This is a genomic window from Paenibacillus sepulcri (genome assembly GCF_042647105.1).
Lineage (GTDB): Bacteria > Bacillota > Bacilli > Paenibacillales > Paenibacillaceae > Paenibacillus_Z > Paenibacillus_Z sepulcri.
This window is the reverse complement of the sequence record NZ_JBHRUP010000001.1, coordinates 7,257,034-7,273,063: the sequence shown is the minus strand read 5'-3', so window position 1 is coordinate 7,273,063 and position 16,030 is coordinate 7,257,034. Positions and strand designations below refer to the sequence as shown.

The following is a 16,030-nucleotide window of genomic DNA, read 5'->3' as shown; positions in this document are numbered from 1 at the left end:
TCGATAAGATTCGGGATGGGACCAAGACTTGCAAACTCCCGGTCCGGCCCGATTTGTTCCTTCTGTAGGCTTGTGTCTGCTTAATTCACTTCGGCCATCTTACCCTCGGCATCCTTCGCGGCGGCCATGATTCTATCGAAAGCCTTCTCAATCGTCTGCTTATTGAACATGACGGCTTCCATTTCCGATAGATATACTTTCTCAAAGTCCTGCGCGCCAGCCGGGAGCGGATAAAACTTCTGGCCCATCTCACGCCCGACGTCCAGCATCTCTTTGCCAAGCTTCTGTCCTGGCTCGAGTCCGGGCTCGATCGCTTTCCAAACTTCCTCGTTCAAGGGAATGCCCCTTGCCGTCTCCATGATTTTGCCCGCTTCCGGATCCTCCAGGAACCACTTGGCGAACTTAAGGGCCTCGTCTTTGTTTTTGGAATTCTCCGCTACGCTCCAGAACAGCGTCGGCTGCGACCAACCGCCGCCCTGCGCCGCTGTGGGATCATTTACGACAGCAATTTTCCCGGGCATCAAATTCTCCACGACGCCCGCCGAGGCAACGGTGGCTCCTGTTACAAGCACGGCTCCGGAAGCGACCGGATCCAGCTGCGGGTCGCCTTCTTTAAAGCTGATCGTCTTGTCGGGCGGCGGAACGACTCCTTCTTCGCGGTATTTCGCGTACAGCTGCTGCAGGCTCATCCACAGGTCTTTATCAATATGCACCGTGCCGTCTCCCGGGAAGACGGGGCCTTTGCCATTTGCCATCTGGTAGGTCTGGAAGGGGAACCATAGCCGGGAGAGATCCTGAATACCGTACCGGTCTTTCGGAAGCTTCTGCCGCGCCTCCTCCGCAAACTCGAAATATTCATCCCAAGTCCAATTCTTATGCGGCGGCGTCAGGCCGAACTTCTCGACATCGGCTTTATTATAAATGTATCCGCCGCCATTCAAGCTGGTCGGAATGCCGTACAGCTTTCCGTTGAATTTAATCGCATCCAGCAGCTTGCTGTCCACGAGACCGGACAGGTCGACACTCGAGACATCCATCAACTGCCCGCGTTTGACGTATTGCTCCATGATCGCCATGTCCATATGGACGATATCGGGCAGGTTCTTGGCGGCTGAAAGCGTTACCAATTTATCGAAATAACCTTGGACGGCAGCATATTCCGGTTGAAACTTCACATTCGGAAATTTCTGCGAATAGAGGTCAAGCACCTTTAACGTATTGTCATGCCGCTCCTGCGACCCGCCCCACATGATCCGCAGTGTGACGGGCTTTGCTTCCGATTGTTCGCCACTCTCCTCTTCATTCGCCTTCCCGCTGCCATTCTCTTCCGTGCCGGAGCCGGTATTTCCTCCGCCGCACGCCGCCAGGAAAACCAGACTGAACATGAGCGAAATCGTCAATGCGCGCTGTACGTATAGTCCGATCATCTTCATAAAACCTCCTCCAGGTAATGAAGTGCCCTATTCCTGCAACATGTACCGGCCCTCCTCAAAACTCGTAGCTGCCATCCTTGGCGGCGAACTCATAGGCCGCTCTCGGGATTTGGGTCGCTAGTTTGCCTCCGCTGATATCGATCATCGTTCCGGTAATGTAACCTGCATAGTCGGATGCGAGGAAGCAAATCAAATAAGCGACATCCTCCTTTTTCCCCCAGTACCGCAGAGTTAATGTATCCAGAAGACGTTCCTTGCGGTCCTGCGGCAAATCGGCAAAATGGTTCATATCGGTCGGAATCATCCCCGGGGAGTAACAGTTCGCCGTGATGTTCCAGGGACCCAGCTCCCCTGCCAGCACGCGCGTGAATTGGTGAACCGCCGATTTTGAAGCGGCGTAGGCGGCGCTTCCATAGGAAGGGATGATGGCCGCGAAGGAAGCCGCATTGATGATCCTCCCCGATCGCTGCCGCTTCATGACCGGAGCGACTGCTTTGCACATCAGGAAGGTGCCTTTCAGGTTGATATCCATATTGAGATCCCAGGTTTCGATTTTCAGTGCATCTATGGGTCCCCCGCTTGCAACTCCCGCATTGTTGACAAGAATGTCGATACGCCCACGCTGCTTTATCACATCCTCGATCACCTCTTCGATGCGGGCATAATCCCGCACATCGCACTCGTACGGATAGGCCTGGAATCCTTGATCGGCAAGCTCCTTTGCAGCGACCTCAACCAGGGACCTGTTCATATCCAGTAAAATGGTGATGACGCCCTCATTGGCGAGTGTACATGCTATTTCCTTCCCGATCCCTCTTCCCGCACCGGTTATGACGGCCACTTTGCCGCTCAAATTGATATTCATTAAGAAGCCCCCTTCTTCGAAATGTTCTGGTCCCGAATAAGCTGATACATATAATCCAGACTTGCCTGCAGCTCCTCATTCTCATAAGCGGCAATCGCTTCCGCCGGCTCGCCTTGCTCGTATGGTGTCCGCCATTCGGCGTGTGACGTCTCTGCATTTGATTGAACATACTGGATCGTCTTGGCCAGCTGATGTGCCGAGCGGGGCGGATATTCCGGCCAATAGTCGTCGGCGAGCACGCGTATATGCCGCGCTTCGAGAGCGCCGATCTCGATAGACATGGTAAGATCGTTCAACGGTGATTTCCGGAACACATTCAGGAGCGCCGGAAAATCCAACACGCCTTGCCCGATCGGGCACCGAACGAGCCTGTATCCTTCGCTGCTGAGGAAGCACCTATAGTCCTTCAAGTGCACATGCTTGATATAAGGCAGGATCTTCTCGGCAAAATCAACCGGCACTTCGGCCGTAGCCAGCGGATTGCCGGTGTCGAGCGTAATACCGAAATGGGGTGAGGCGATTCTTTCGCACAGCCAGATCAATTCTTCGGAGGCAAGGTCTTGATGGTTCTCGACAGCAAGCACGACCCCTTTCTCCTCGGCCATTCGCGTTGCCGCTTCAAGCCCACTCAATACGTTCTGGAGAAACGGCTTCCATTTGCCGGCCATTTCCCTTCTGTCGCCGCCAATTTTTGCTCCGCCGACTACGGTTCTAACCGTTGCCGCACCAAGCTTAACCGATAAATCGAATATTTCCGAAAGCTTGCTCGGATCATAGCCGCCGGATGCGATCGTGATATACATATCACTCCTGCGCGCCCTCTTTGCAATCGCGGATAGATCGGCTCCTTCCAGAAGGTACGGCGGCAGCTCCACGCCCCGCAATCCGCAGTTCTCCGCCTGATCCAATAATTGGCCCGGCGTAAGGGGCGATCTGCCGGAACGGGGATGCAGCCCCATCGCATAAGTGGTGCCGAACATAGACAAACCAACTCGCATGCTGTTCACCTCTTCTTCTTTATTGAAGAACTATTTTGCCGTCCAGCCTCCGTCCACAGTAAGCGCCGATCCGGTCATAAAGCTTGAGGCTTCGGAGGCCAGGAAAAGGATCGGGCCCGCGATTTCCGAAGGCTTGCCCCAACGGCCCATCGCAATATTGTCCAAAAACATGCGGTTCGCTTCCGGATTGTTTATGACTGCGGTATTGAGCTCCGTCGCAATCGGACCCGGGCATAACGCGTTAACCGTCACGTTATGGGCCGCGAGTTCGAGCGCCAGTACCTTGGTCAACTGAATAACACCGCCTTTGCTTGAACAATAAGCGCTTCGTTCCGCCAGTCCTACGACGCCCAGCATGGATGCAATATTGATGATTCTGCCGTATTTCTGTTCTTTCATTTGCCTGGCCACCGCCCGGGAGCACAAGAACGGCGCCTTCAGATTCGTGCTTTGCACCAAATCCCAGCTTGCCTCGTCATACTCCTCGATCGGCTTTCGAATATTAATTCCCGCATTGTTAATCAGAATGTCGATCCGCCCGAAAGCATCCGTTGCAGATCGCACCATCGCTTCAACATCTTCTGCATTCGTTACATCGGCCGCAAGTCCGAGTGTCTCTTTGCCTGTTGCCTGTGCCAGATTCGCCGCCGCTTCTACCGCTTTCTCCTCCGTGCGGCTCGTTATGACGACGGCCGCCCCTGCTTCAGAAAGCGCCTGCGCCATCACAAGGCCCAATCCACCAGTTCCTCCGGTGATCAGCGCAACCCTGCGGTCCAAATTGAATAGGTCTGAATAACCCAATTTATATTCCTCCATTCATAGCAGATTCCCGGTTTATGCAGGCGTGTACAGTTATTATGAACCTCGCTTCGTCCTTTCCTTCTCCAGCCGTTAACATCAGCCGGGTGCAAGCAAAATTTTTGCCGTTTTGCCCGGGCCGTAAATCAGCTTCTCGAAGCAAACGCCTCCCTCCTCAAGCGTCGCCAGACTGGTCCATGGGCTCAGCCGTACTTTTCCCTGGGCGATCCACTGCAGCGCATCTTTAAAATCGGCCTGATTATAGGCGAAAGCGCCGTAAGTCCTGATTTCGTCACGGATCATCTCATTGACCGGCAGCTGGCTTTTATCCTCGTGCAAGCCTGTAAAGACTACACTGCCGCCGGGTTTAACCGCGCTTATGCATCCGTTCCGGGTAATCTGCAGACCGACCGCATCTACCGCAGCATCAAAGTCGTTGATCCCCCTTCTGGCATCTATTCGGGTCGCCGTTAAGGCGCCAAGCTCCCTCGCGATCTCCAGGCGCTCTTCATTGAGGTCAATGACCGTAATATCCTGCAAACCGAAGATTCGGGCGGCTTGCAGCGCAAGAAGCCCGATCGGACCTGCGCCCATGATCAGCAGCCTGTCGCTGGGATACAGCTTAATCAGATTGCAAATGTGGACCGCGCATGCAAAGGGCTCGGTGTAGGCGCCTTCATCAAACGATACATGAGGCTCCAGCAAATGGACATTTCGCTCCGGCACGACGACGAACTCGGCAAACGCGCCAGGAAGGTGAGCGCCGAGCAGCTTCCGCTCCATGCATAACTGCGCCGCGCCCGCCGTGCATGCGAAGCACCTGCCGCATGTGACAAGCGGATTGGCGGTAATCCGGTCGCCCACATTGACAAGACTTACGCCGCTGCCAATTCGCTCAACTGTCCCGGAGAATTCATGACCCATAATAAGAGGGGGCTTGCGCAAGGAATTATGTCCCAAATAGCCGCTCAATTCGGATCCGCAGATACCTGCGCGCGCGACCCGGATAAGCACCTCGTCTTCACGCGGTTCGGGAACCGCCGCTTCGCGGACAGTCATCTGCTTCGGTCCCTCATATATCAGTGCTTTCATGCCGTACCTCCTAAAGCGTTTTCGAAGGAAACGCTGCTTCGTAAGCATTGCTTATTATCTTCATTGGCTTCTTTCATCCACCAGCGCTCTCTTCTCCCAGCCCTGCTTGAATAGCGGGAGATAATGACCGGGATGGTACGGATGCTTCGCGATCTCTTCCAGGTTTAAATCAACGCCGAGACCTGGCAGCTCCGGAGGTTTGATATAACCTCGTTCAACCCTGCAAGCCGGCTCAAGGACGAATTCCTCCCAGGGCTCGTTAAACTCGTCAAAAATTTCATGAAGATAGAAGTTCGGCGTCGCCATATTCAAATGCGCGCATACGACGGAACAGAGCGGCCCTTGCGCGCTGTGCGGCGCAATGACGCCGTTATGGGCGTGAACCATACCGCAAATTTGCTTGGATGCCGAGATCCCGAGAAACTGCGGTTCAAGCTGAATGATATGCACGGCGTCGTGTTTGAGCAGTTCTGCAAACTGTTCTCTGCAGTAGTAATCCTCTCCGCAGGCGATCGGCACGGGGCTTCTCCTGGCCACTTCCACCATGGAGGAGATGTTCTGCGGAGGCACGGGCGCTTCGAACCAGGTCGGATTGAAAGAGCGCATGGCTTCGGCGAACTGCAGTGCTGTATGGACGCTGAAGCGGTTATGGCCTTCGATCAGGATATCCGTGTCCGGGCCGACTGCGTCGCGGACAGCTTCGATGATGTCAAGAGCGAGGTTGAAATCCTTTTTCTCCACGGTTCTCCAGGCACTGCCGAACGGATCGAATTTCAGCGCCGTGTAACCCCTTTCAACAACGACCTTGGCTTTTTCGTAAAAGTTGTCCGGGGTCCTCGGGCCGCGGTACCAACCATTCGCATAACAGCGAAGCTTATCGTGGCATTGACCGCCAAGCAGCTTGTAGAGGGGCTGGCCGGAAGCCTTGCCGATGATATCCCAGCAAGCGGTTTCAACCGCAGCCAGAGCCGATCCTTGAATCTGTCCTCCGTTCGAATAAACATCCCGCAGCATTTTCAAGGAGATTGTCTCCACATCGAAGGCACTTCTGCCGATGAACAGATGCTTCAGTTCATGGATGGCCGCCTCGACCGTCTTCGCAAAGCCATTCAGCGTTCCTTCGCCGATGCCGTACACTCCCTCTTTCGTATGCAGCTTGACGAAAAGCCAGTTCTTCCAGGGATTGCCCACGATAAACGTTTCCACATCGGAAATAATCACTCATGATCACCTCACTTCATTTCTATATTAGAAACAATGTTTCTAATTTTATGGCTATAGTGTATGTGAAGAGTAAATAGTCTGTCAATTGTTTTTGTGCAGATTGACTGAATCTCGTGCTGAGCTATAAAATAACTATATACTCTATTGTTTTCGAAGCTGCCGCAGCATCTCCATTCTCACGTTGACTCTTCATGCTGTATTCTTGATAACACGACAACTAAATCGGAAATGAAATTTCGAATCAGGAAGGGGAAACATCATGACACGCCGAATTCAGACAAAACCTTCAAAGGACAAGGTCGCTTCCTCTACGGTGCTCAAAGCGCTCCACGTGCTGCAGGCGTTAGCTGATTTATGCGATAATAATCCCCAAGGCGCTTCCGTCAGTAAAATTTCACAGAAATCCGGGGAAAGCCCAAGCAGCGTTTGCAAGCATTTGGCCGCCTTTCAGCAGTACGGGCTCGTCGAGCAGGATCCGTACTCGGAGCTTTATCGGATCGGGATCTATGCGCTTCGTCTGTCCACCTCGGCCCTGAAATCGATGTCCATTCGCGACATTGTCTCCCCTTATCTTCGTAAAATCGCCGACCGGGTTGGCGAAACGATCCACCTAGTCGTTCGCGAGGGACTCCGGGTGGTGTACATCGATAAAGTCGAATCGTCCAAAACGATTCGCATGCACTCCGAAATCGGGCTGCGCAACCCGCTCTATTGCACGGGCGTTGGCAAAGCGATTCTCGCTTATTCGCCCATTTCGCTCGTCGATGCGGTCGTGACGGAAGGCCTCATTCCGTTTACCCCCCAGACCATCACCTCCCGGGGAGCTCTCCTTGAGGACTTGGAACAAATCCGGGCACGCGGCTATTCGATCGATAATTGCGAGCACGAAAGTGAGGTCCGCTGTGTTGCGGCTCCGATCTTAAACCACCTGAAGGAACCGATCGCTTCCTTCAGCGTCGCCTGTCCGAAGTGGCGCCTGCTTGATGAACGCGTTGACGAGATCGGAGACATGATAAGAGAGATTTCCGCGGAGATTTCCGCACGTTTTGGTTATAACGGCTGATAGCTGCCCTGTCCTCGCTGCTCCTTTTGACCTAAACATACCGCTCCTGTCTCCAGGAGCATTCATATCACTATTTGTATAGTTCTCAGGACCTCATTTTCGCGCCTGGAATTAACTTAAGAAATCCCCACCCTTCATCCTTGGGCGGGGATTTTTTGCATTAAAAAGTGTATGGAGGGATGAACCGAAGCGGTCACAGTCCGACATTTTTTGCTCCCTGCTGTACAAGCCCAGCAACCCATTCAGAGAGCCGCTGCTCGCATAGACAAAAATTCAATAAAGGTATAAAAAAGTAGGTAAGCCAATTGGTCAAATGGCTATTTGATGACAGAGGGGGGGGTTAAGTCTTGCAATATTCGCCGCCTGACTAAAGGGTCCGCTGCCCGGGATTCCAGGAAATCTATTAGAAGAGGAGGTATTTTTATGGATAAATCATGTCTATACTCCGCACTCAAGACTCATATATCCGGATGGGTGATGGGATTTCATGAACATCCGCATTTTGAAATATCTGTCGTTGTATTTGGCTCCGGTACCTTCTTCATGCACAATGATGACCAGGCGTATCCGATTCATGAAGGCGATATCATTCTTATTCCGCCAAACGTCCCCCATAACTTTACTTCCTCCACTTCCATCCGTTTCGCCGTGCTGCAGATTCAGAATTTGCCCGCTGAACTTCAAGCCATCTTTTTTCGCATGACCCGAAACTCTTTTTTGTATTCCCTGAGCTATATCAAGCTGGAACGTTATGAAGCGTTATTCAACAACTGGATCAATTCGGTCGTGGTCGTGCAATCCTTGAACTGCAGCGAGCGGGTGATCAAGCTATGGATCGAATTATTGCTGCTGTTCATTAACGATTCCATCGAGAACGTTCAAGACAAGGGCTCTTTGCAAAGCGCCGCGGATTATGTCCACAATAATTATGATAAGGACATCCGTATTTCGGAGCTTGCGAAGATGGCGAATATGTCCGAGAATGGTTTTCGATCCGGGTTTAAAAAGAAGTTTGGCCAGTCCCCGAAACAATATCTCCAAGCATACCGCATGTCCCAAGCCAAGCTCCTGCTGGAGTCCTCCTCCAAATCAATTCAACAAATAGGCCAGCAGGTTGGGTTCCCCAGCATCCACGCCTTCTCTGCATGGTTTCAGAATATTGAAGGCAAGTCTCCTTCCACTTATCGTAAAGAAAAATAAGGGAATTTTGGAATGTTGTGTTTTTTATAAAAGGTTTATTTTTTTTTGTAAATACTTCAATTGGCGATATATATATAATCATTCCTGAGGCCTGTAAGCGCTTAAAACTCAACGTATCCGCGGAAAAGCTGAGAATGATCACCAAGTTTCGACCCGTTTCACCATACGTTTTTATCAAGCATGGGGGGTGTTTATTTGTCGACTTCACCTGCACAGATTGGTCAGCCCGTTCCAAGTGAATCGTCAAGGAAAAAAATGACTAAAGTAACCAAGCGAAATGTCGTAAACGGAATGCTGTTCGTCTCGCCCTGGGTGATTGGATTCATTGCACTTACGATGGTTCCCTTTGTCTTGTCACTGTACTACAGCTTCACCACCTATGATGTGGTTGCGGCGCCAGACTGGACCGGAATTCAGAATTATGTTCAGCTGATGAAGGATCCGATATTCTGGACATCGATCTACAACACCTTATTTTATACGGTATTTTCGGTCCCGCTGAGCATTGTGATCGGTGTTGCACTCGCGCTCCTGCTGAACTTGAAGATTAGGGGAATGGCATTCTATCGTACCATCTTCTATCTTCCGAGCATCGTTCCGCTGGTAGCTTCCTCGATTCTATGGCTCTGGCTGTTCGATCCCCAGTTCGGATTGATCAACAGCATGCTTGAAGCCATAGGCATTCGAGGGCCGGGGTGGCTTGTTGATCCGGCTTGGTCCAAGCCAGCGCTTATCGTGATGGGCCTGTGGGGAATCGGCGGTGCCATGATCATTTATCTGGCTGGTCTTCAGGATATACCGCAGGAAATGTATGAATCGGCCGAGCTGGACGGAGCCGTATGGTGGCACAAAATTGTGTATATCACCTTGCCGATGCTGACTCCCGTCATTTTCTTCAATCTCATCATGGGCCTGATCGGATCTTTTCAATATTTTACGCAGGCCTATATTGTGACGTCGGGCGGTCCCAACGATTCAACCCTGTTCTATTCTCTCTACCTCTACAATAATGCATTCTCCTACTTTCATATGGGATATGCATCGGCCATGGCATGGATTCTGTTCCTGCTGATCATGGCCGCAACATTGATCGTCTTCAAAAGTTCAGCCCGCTGGGTGTTCTATGGCGGCGACAAATAAATTTGGAGGTGTGTATATGAAAGTCCGAATCAGATCCTGGGTATTGCCGCTGTTTGCCGTCTTGCTTGCTATCAGCGTTGTCGCATGCTCCTCTTCTTCTACTCCCGCCGGCACAAGTGAAACCGACGATGCTTCAGCCAATGAGGAGCCTGCTAATTCTTCGGCGGACGGTAAAGTAGTAGAAGTAACGTATTGGCATATGTGGACAAGTGATTGGAAAAAGCTGATCGACAGCCTCGTGGCGGAGTTTAACGAAACCCACCCCAATATCAAAGTCAATGCACTGTCGATTACCGGCGATGCGAATGCCAAATTCCTGACCGCGCAGGCGGGTGGGGATCCGCCGGATGTCATGACGCAATGGAATCAGATTATCCCTTCCTGGGCGGAGAAGGGCGCGATCCTGTCCCTCAAGGATTACATCGACGGCTCGGCTCCCGATCTGGGGGATTGGATGTATCCCATCGTCCGCGAGATCGGTACCTATAATGGCGAAATGTATGCCGTTCCTTTCTCCATGAACACCTTTGCCATGTTGTATAACAAGGATGTGCTGGAAGCAGAGGGCTTCGATCCGGAGAAGCCGCCGTTAACTGTCCAAGAGCTGGATGCGATGCAGGATAAGCTGTGGAAAACGGATGATCGCGGCTTTATTCAGCGGGTCGGATTCATGCCGAGCTGGCTGACGCAATGGACCGCGCCATTTGGCGGAAGCTGGGCGGATGCCGAAGGAAATCCAACTGCGACCGATCCGAACAACCTGGCTGCGCTGGAATGGTTTCAATCCTATGCGGAGAAATTCGATCCCACCAAGGTGGCCGCTTTTAATAAAAGCAATACCTCCAACGTGAATGCTGCATGGCCATTCCTCAGCGGCAAGCAGGTATTCGCCGTCGACGGAATGTGGAGGCTGGTCGATCTTCAGAAATATGCGCCTGACCTGAAATATGGGGTCACACCGCTCCCTTATCCAGTCGAGAACGGGAAGCCAAACGCAACCTGGGTCAACGGCAACTACAATATCATTCCTGCAAAAGCCAAACATCCCAAGGAAGCGTGGGAATTCATCCTGTGGCTGACCGGTTATCATAACGAAGAGTGGGCAGCCTCCATGCTGAGCAAAGGCGGATGGATTCCCGCGTCGCCGAAGATCACCGAGCAGCAGCCGTATCAGGATTATCTGAATGAGATTCCGGCAAGACGGTCGTTTGTCGATTTGCTCAGCAGTGAGAATGCGGTCATAACGCCGTTAATTCCGGACCAGCAGTACTATTGGGACCGCGCGGTCAAAGCTGAAGAGGATGTCATGACCGGGAAGAAGGACCCCAAGAAGGCGCTTGAAGATCTGCAAAAGGAAATTGAAAATGAAATTTCCAAAAATACAAAATAACTGATAACGGGTGGAAGGAAGGGCACGCGTCTCTTCCTTCCCTTCACCAGGAAAGGGGAGAACCGGATGGCTGCGATCGGTAATCGGACGTCAACCCGAAAAAAACAGGAAATGCTCAGACAAGGAATAGGTCACATCATTCTCATACTGCTTGGCTTATCCTTTCTGTTTCCTTTCATATGGATGCTCTCAACAGCCCTTAAACCCGAAGCACAGATATTCAAATGGCCCCCCGAGTGGATTCCCGAACCGTTCATATGGTCGAACTTCCCGGAAGCGCTGACCTTTGTTCCATTCGGCTCTTATGTCAAGAACACGCTGATCATATGCTTCTGGTGTGTGGTGGGTACGTGCCTGTCCTCCGCTCTGGTGGCATATGGCTTCTCCAGAATACAATGGCCGGGACGGAATCTTCTGTTCATCATCATGCTTAGCACAATGATGCTTCCGTACCAGGTCACCATGATTCCTTTATTCGTTCTGTTCAAGCAGATCGGATGGGTCGGAACCTTCAACCCGCTGATTATCCCCTCTTTCTTCGGGGGAGCGTTCTTTATCTTCCTGCTTCGCCAGTTCTTCCTCACCATACCGCATGAGCTGACGGAAGCGGCGAAGATCGACGGCTGCTCCGAGTTCCGCATCTTCTGGCAGGTGATACTCCCGCTCGCAAGACCTGCCCTTGCCACGGTTGCATTATTCACATTCATGAACACCTGGAATGATTTTCTCGGTCCGCTCATTTATTTGAATGACGATTCCATGTACACCGTCTCGCTTGGTCTGCAGCAGTTCATCGGTCAATATGGAACGCGGTGGGGCATGCTTATGGCTGCTTCCACGGTTGCTGCCCTGCCTATTATCATTCTGTTCTTCTTTGCACAGAAGACCTTCATCCAGGGCGTATCGACTACGGGAATCAAGGGATAAGCGATTGATGTGAATCATAGCTTGTATAGAGATATAAAAGACCTGCTCACATTCGCAAGCGAAAGGAAGGGTTAGTATGAAAATCGTTATTATCGGAGCCGGCAGCGGCTTTGGCAGCAGACTGAGCATTGACATCATGTCCAGAGAGTCTCTAAGGGAGGCTACTATTTGTTTGTGCGACCTGCACGAGGAGCGCCTGAAGAAAGTTACCGCTTATATTCAGAACACGATTGATAAGTATAACTTGCCCACTAAGCTTGAGAGCAGCACAGATCGGACCAAGCTGCTGCCCGGCGCTGATTTTGTCATCACCTCTGTTTCAGTTGGCGGCGGAGCTTATTATGGCTTCCCCTATAACATAGAGGTAGAGATACCCCGCAAATATGGCATTGAACAAACGGTTGCCGATACCTACTCAGTCGGTGCAGCATTCCGTCTGATGCGTACCGCCCCTGTTCAGCTGCAAATTTGCCGCGAGATGGAACAGTACTGCCCTGATGCCTACCTGCTTAACCATACCAACCCGATGGCAGGGCTTACGATGCTGCATTCCACGGCCAGCAGCATTAAGAATGTGGGCATCTGCCACGGCGTGCAGCATACGAGCAGCGTAATCACCAAATTCATCGGATTGAAGGATGAGGATGTCACTTACAAGGTCGCCGGGATTAACCATCTTGCCTGGTTCCTGGAGTATCAGCGAACTGACACCGGTGAGGATCTGTATCCTATGCTGCGCGACATGCTGGATAATCCTCAAACGGATGAGCAGAGGGATTTCCTGAAGAAGGAAGCCGTACGTGTCGAAATCATGCGCAAGTTCGGTTACTTCCCGACAGAGAGCAACCATCATGATTCCGAGTATTTGCCATATTTCCGCCGCAATGCGGATCTGATGAAGCAGTACTTCCTCAAGCCCAGAGATCCTGTCCGGGATTCACTTGGCGAAAAAGCCCGCGAGTGGCTCAAGGATAGCATGGATAGCGAGCACCAGCTGTCCGGCGATTTGCGTATGTCCAATGAGTACACCTCGGGCATTATGGAGGGTATCGTAACCGATCGCCCTTTCCGCTTCATTGGCAATGTGATGAACAAGGGCCTGATTACCAACCTGCCCGGCAAGCTGTGTGTTGAGGTTCCATGCTTTGCGGACAGACATGGCATCAACGCGTCCGTTGTTGGCGACCTGCCCACCCATCTGGCTGGTTTCAATCATGCTAACGGTACTTGCGTGCAGTTGACCGTTGAGTCCATTCTCGAGAAAGATAAGGAGAAGGCCTTCTATGCGTTCGCTCTGGATCCCAATGCCGCTTCCATTCTGTCCCTGGATAATATCCGCAAGATGTTCGAGGAGATGTGGGAGGCCGAAGGCGACCTGCTCGAGTGGTACTGGAAGGATAAAATCACCGAACGTTACGCCCTGAACTGATAAAAACAAAAGGGCTATCCAATATGAAGATTCACTTTCTCTGGTTACGCGGTGCCCCGAGATACGCCCGCTTGAATAAAAGGTAAAGCTGCCAGGATAAACCGGCAGCTTTACCTTTTTTACTGAACTAACGTTTTCCTTAACCTTATTTGGATTTAATCGATCACCCCTCCCTCCAGATTACCGGAGAATCGGAGGTTGGCCGAAGTGCCGATTGGGCCGTCTATGACCGCATATACGTCCTTCATCTCTACCAAGCCGTCTGCCGCAGGGACTTCTCCGCGTATGATCTGCACGACGAGCTTATCCGGCGTTGAATTGAAATCGCTCATCAGCATATATGGAATATTTTTCCATTAAAAGGATTTCGCGGATTCGCCTCCAGATCAGCTCGATCCCTTTTACTCTCGCCATCCGGCCTTTGTGATCCAGGTGCGTATTGAACAAGAGGAATTCGGTACCATCCGCCTTATGACGGACATGTGCCCACGTACAGATGCGGGAGCTCCCGCTTACCTTGCGTCATGCCGGACATTTGCGAAATCGCCATAATACGCCTCGCAATGATGATCCAGACCACGATCTCCTATTCTTTCCAATTCCCTATCCGCCAAGTTTGGCGGCTTGATTGTTGTTTGCTTGCCCTTTATGCGCTCATTCACTCTCTTTCGTGACGAATTATTTGACGCTCTGTAACCAATCGTTTGCTTCTTTGGTTAGTTGATCTCCTCCATCCTTATACCAACGATTCACGGCATCGTTGAATGTGCCGTCAATATCGATATCGCCGGCTATAGCCTTCACCACATACTCCTTAATCCGGGTATCGGTAATCTCCGAATATTTGGCCGCAGATGGCAACACAATTCCTAACTTATTTTCATAGGAAGGAAAAGTATTGATAACATCCATGGTTAGCTTATAGCGCTGGTCTGCGCGCGGTCCGCCAATGACGCTGAAAAATTCCGGATTCGTATTCTGTACAGGATTCAAGATCCAATCTCCTAATTTCTTGTAACCGGGATCATACAAAGCATGCTTGACCCAATCCGGATTCAGCAGCCTTCGTCCCTTCTCGTCGCTTTTCCACTCCAATCCGTCAATCCCGTAACTAAGGTATAGATAGGCTTCTTCATCGCTTGTAATATAATCGACGATTCTTAGTAATTTGGCCAGCTTCTCAGGATCCTTCTCCATTTGTTTTCCAAACACCATTGGACTGCCCTGAAAACCGGAACGATAAAAACCTTTGGCTCCGTTTGGTCCTGTTAATGAAGGCAAGTTGATATAAATCGGCTGGGGCACTTGATCATTAAAGTCGGTGAACAGCTTAGTCGCGTACATAGTGTCCGGATTGTTCTTATTATCCTCAAAGAACTTTTGCCACTCCGGACTATTTTTGACCCATCTGTAGTTAATATGGCCGTCATTATCCCATTGGCTGTCCTCAAAACCAAGGTTATCCATATATCCGATCTTGCCTTCAGAGAATTTGGTCGCCAGGTCTTCAACTTCTGTGCTTCTTGCGTTATCGGTAATAAATTCCGGCGAAATCAGTTCCATCTCATACCAGCTATGAAGCCTCTTCAAGGCTTCTTTGGTTTCATTAGTTGTGAAACCAAACTGCAGCTTGCCGTCACGCTCAACCCAGAGGAACGGATTGGTTCCGTAGGCGCCGAAGATGGATTGAAACCAGATTTCGCCGTCTTCAGTGCTTGCATTCGAAAGCGCATAGGTGTCCTTCTTGCCGTTCTTATCGGGATCATCGTTTCTGAATCGTTTGAAGGCTTCTTCAAGCTCATCCAACGTTTGCGGGACCTTATTAATTCCTACGTTCGTTAACCAGTCTGCCCGAATGTTTGCAGTGAGCGGTACTCCGCCTTTGGCTGCGTAGAAGGGCAGAGCCATGTTTTTACCATCGATCTGGACGCTTTGAAATAAATCAGCCTTCTCGATTTGAGGATAATAGTTCGGCATATTTTTCTCAATCATATCCATGGGAACTTCCGCCAGGAGACCTTGGTTGGCGTACTCGCTTACATTCAACAATGGGATATAGGATAAGAAGTCGGGAATCGTGCCGGTGGCAAACATCGTATTTAACTGCTCGTTCCGATTCGTACTGTCAAGCGGGACAAATTTGAGCTTGACGTTAAACTTCTTTTCAAAATATTGCTGGCCAAACGATCCCTCCTTCTCCGGAGATGTCGGAAATTGAACGGTATACTCGTACGTAGGCGTGTTCTTAAAGTATTCAGGCGTCTCCACCTTGGCAAGAGCATCTGCGATCATTTTGTTGTCGGCCGATAAGGAAAAGGGGTCCGTGCTATCCGTGGCTGTATCTGCTTTTGGGGTGTTGTTCTCCTCCTGATTTTGCTGATTGCCCGTACAGCCCGCAAGCATTGCGGCAACCAGGCACACTATCAAGGCTGCCGTCATGGGTCTGTTTTTCCATGTCATCCTTTAACCTC

Annotated in this window: 14 protein-coding genes; 6 read left to right on the top strand and 8 right to left on the bottom strand. The window is 51.1% G+C overall.

The annotated features are described in order from the left end of the window. Positions 1-80: 80 nt before the first annotated feature. The 6 genes from ACFOLF_RS31640 to ACFOLF_RS31615 all read right to left on the bottom strand — a co-directional run bounded on the left by ACFOLF_RS31640 (position 81) and on the right by ACFOLF_RS31615 (position 6,407). Positions 81-1,427, bottom strand: a complete 1,347-nt coding sequence (locus ACFOLF_RS31640; RefSeq protein ID WP_210039466.1) for an ABC transporter substrate-binding protein — start codon at positions 1,425-1,427, stop codon at positions 81-83. A 61-nt stretch (positions 1,428-1,488) separates the two neighbouring features. Next, positions 1,489-2,298 carry an SDR family NAD(P)-dependent oxidoreductase gene (locus ACFOLF_RS31635; RefSeq protein WP_210039467.1) on the bottom strand — a complete coding sequence of 270 codons (810 nt, stop codon included), beginning with the start codon at positions 2,296-2,298 and terminating at the stop codon, positions 1,489-1,491. After that, complete coding sequence (locus ACFOLF_RS31630) at positions 2,298-3,296, bottom strand: sugar phosphate isomerase/epimerase family protein (protein ID WP_210039468.1); 999 nt, start codon at positions 3,294-3,296, stop codon at positions 2,298-2,300. Before ACFOLF_RS31630 ends, ACFOLF_RS31635 begins: the two co-directional genes overlap by 1 nt. A 30-nt stretch (positions 3,297-3,326) precedes the next feature. Continuing rightward, entirely contained in the window at positions 3,327-4,097 is a 771-nt protein-coding gene (locus tag ACFOLF_RS31625; RefSeq protein ID WP_210039469.1) for an SDR family NAD(P)-dependent oxidoreductase, read from the bottom strand. 96 nt (positions 4,098-4,193) lie between these two features. Next, positions 4,194-5,186 carry a zinc-dependent alcohol dehydrogenase gene (locus ACFOLF_RS31620; protein ID WP_210039470.1) on the bottom strand — a complete coding sequence of 331 codons (993 nt, stop codon included), beginning with the start codon at positions 5,184-5,186 and terminating at the stop codon, positions 4,194-4,196. 60 nt (positions 5,187-5,246) lie between these two features. Next, positions 5,247-6,407, bottom strand: coding sequence for a mandelate racemase/muconate lactonizing enzyme family protein (locus tag ACFOLF_RS31615; protein ID WP_210039471.1), 1,161 nt, complete (start codon positions 6,405-6,407; stop codon positions 5,247-5,249). Positions 6,408-6,669: 262 nt separating this feature from the next. Between ACFOLF_RS31615 and ACFOLF_RS31610 the strand changes: the two genes are divergently transcribed. From ACFOLF_RS31610 to ACFOLF_RS31585, 6 genes are all read left to right on the top strand, one after another. Continuing rightward, positions 6,670-7,473: an IclR family transcriptional regulator gene (locus ACFOLF_RS31610; RefSeq protein WP_210039472.1), complete on the top strand. Its 804-nt coding sequence runs from the start codon at positions 6,670-6,672 to the stop codon at positions 7,471-7,473. A gap of 423 nt (positions 7,474-7,896) precedes the next feature. Further along, positions 7,897-8,673 carry a helix-turn-helix transcriptional regulator gene (locus ACFOLF_RS31605; RefSeq protein ID WP_210039473.1) on the top strand — a complete coding sequence of 259 codons (777 nt, stop codon included), beginning with the start codon at positions 7,897-7,899 and terminating at the stop codon, positions 8,671-8,673. Between the two features lie 195 nt (positions 8,674-8,868). Beyond that, positions 8,869-9,813 (top strand): carbohydrate ABC transporter permease, encoded by a 945-nt coding sequence (locus ACFOLF_RS31600; RefSeq protein WP_379113081.1) that lies wholly within the window; start codon positions 8,869-8,871, stop codon positions 9,811-9,813. A 16-nt stretch (positions 9,814-9,829) separates the two neighbouring features. Then, positions 9,830-11,203, top strand: a complete 1,374-nt coding sequence (locus ACFOLF_RS31595) for an ABC transporter substrate-binding protein (RefSeq protein ID WP_210039474.1) — start codon at positions 9,830-9,832, stop codon at positions 11,201-11,203. 66 nt (positions 11,204-11,269) lie between these two features. Next, on the top strand, positions 11,270-12,130 hold the full coding sequence (locus ACFOLF_RS31590; RefSeq protein WP_210039475.1) for a carbohydrate ABC transporter permease: 861 nt from the start codon (positions 11,270-11,272) through the stop codon (positions 12,128-12,130). 76 nt (positions 12,131-12,206) lie between these two features. Next, positions 12,207-13,559, top strand: a complete 1,353-nt coding sequence (locus tag ACFOLF_RS31585) for a family 4 glycosyl hydrolase (RefSeq protein WP_210039476.1) — start codon at positions 12,207-12,209, stop codon at positions 13,557-13,559. A 155-nt stretch (positions 13,560-13,714) separates the two neighbouring features. On the opposite strand, the gene ACFOLF_RS31580 is transcribed toward ACFOLF_RS31585, so the two are convergent. Together ACFOLF_RS31580 and ACFOLF_RS31575 are read right to left on the bottom strand one after the other, a co-directional pair. Continuing rightward, the gene (locus tag ACFOLF_RS31580; RefSeq protein WP_210039477.1) at positions 13,715-13,897 is read right to left on the bottom strand and encodes a hypothetical protein; all 183 of its coding nucleotides are present in this window, start codon (positions 13,895-13,897) and stop codon (positions 13,715-13,717) included. Between the two features lie 340 nt (positions 13,898-14,237). Continuing rightward, positions 14,238-16,019: an extracellular solute-binding protein gene (locus tag ACFOLF_RS31575; RefSeq protein WP_210039478.1), complete on the bottom strand. Its 1,782-nt coding sequence runs from the start codon at positions 16,017-16,019 to the stop codon at positions 14,238-14,240. Positions 16,020-16,030: the final 11 nt, after the last annotated feature.

Coding starts and splice junctions, on each gene's coding strand:
- ACFOLF_RS31575 (WP_210039478.1), bottom strand. CDS start 16,019: ATGACATGGAAAAACAGACCCATGACGGCAGCCTTGATAGTGTGCCTG.
- ACFOLF_RS31585 (WP_210039476.1), top strand. CDS start 12,207: ATGAAAATCGTTATTATCGGAGCCGGCAGCGGCTTTGGCAGCAGACTG.
- ACFOLF_RS31590 (WP_210039475.1), top strand. CDS start 11,270: ATGGCTGCGATCGGTAATCGGACGTCAACCCGAAAAAAACAGGAAATG.
- ACFOLF_RS31610 (WP_210039472.1), top strand. CDS start 6,670: ATGACACGCCGAATTCAGACAAAACCTTCAAAGGACAAGGTCGCTTCC.
- ACFOLF_RS31640 (WP_210039466.1), bottom strand. CDS start 1,427: ATGATCGGACTATACGTACAGCGCGCATTGACGATTTCGCTCATGTTC.
- ACFOLF_RS31620 (WP_210039470.1), bottom strand. CDS start 5,186: ATGAAAGCACTGATATATGAGGGACCGAAGCAGATGACTGTCCGCGAA.
- ACFOLF_RS31580 (WP_210039477.1), bottom strand. CDS start 13,897: ATGCTGATGAGCGATTTCAATTCAACGCCGGATAAGCTCGTCGTGCAG.
- ACFOLF_RS31595 (WP_210039474.1), top strand. CDS start 9,830: ATGAAAGTCCGAATCAGATCCTGGGTATTGCCGCTGTTTGCCGTCTTG.
- ACFOLF_RS31605 (WP_210039473.1), top strand. CDS start 7,897: ATGGATAAATCATGTCTATACTCCGCACTCAAGACTCATATATCCGGA.
- ACFOLF_RS31630 (WP_210039468.1), bottom strand. CDS start 3,296: ATGCGAGTTGGTTTGTCTATGTTCGGCACCACTTATGCGATGGGGCTG.
- ACFOLF_RS31635 (WP_210039467.1), bottom strand. CDS start 2,298: ATGAATATCAATTTGAGCGGCAAAGTGGCCGTCATAACCGGTGCGGGA.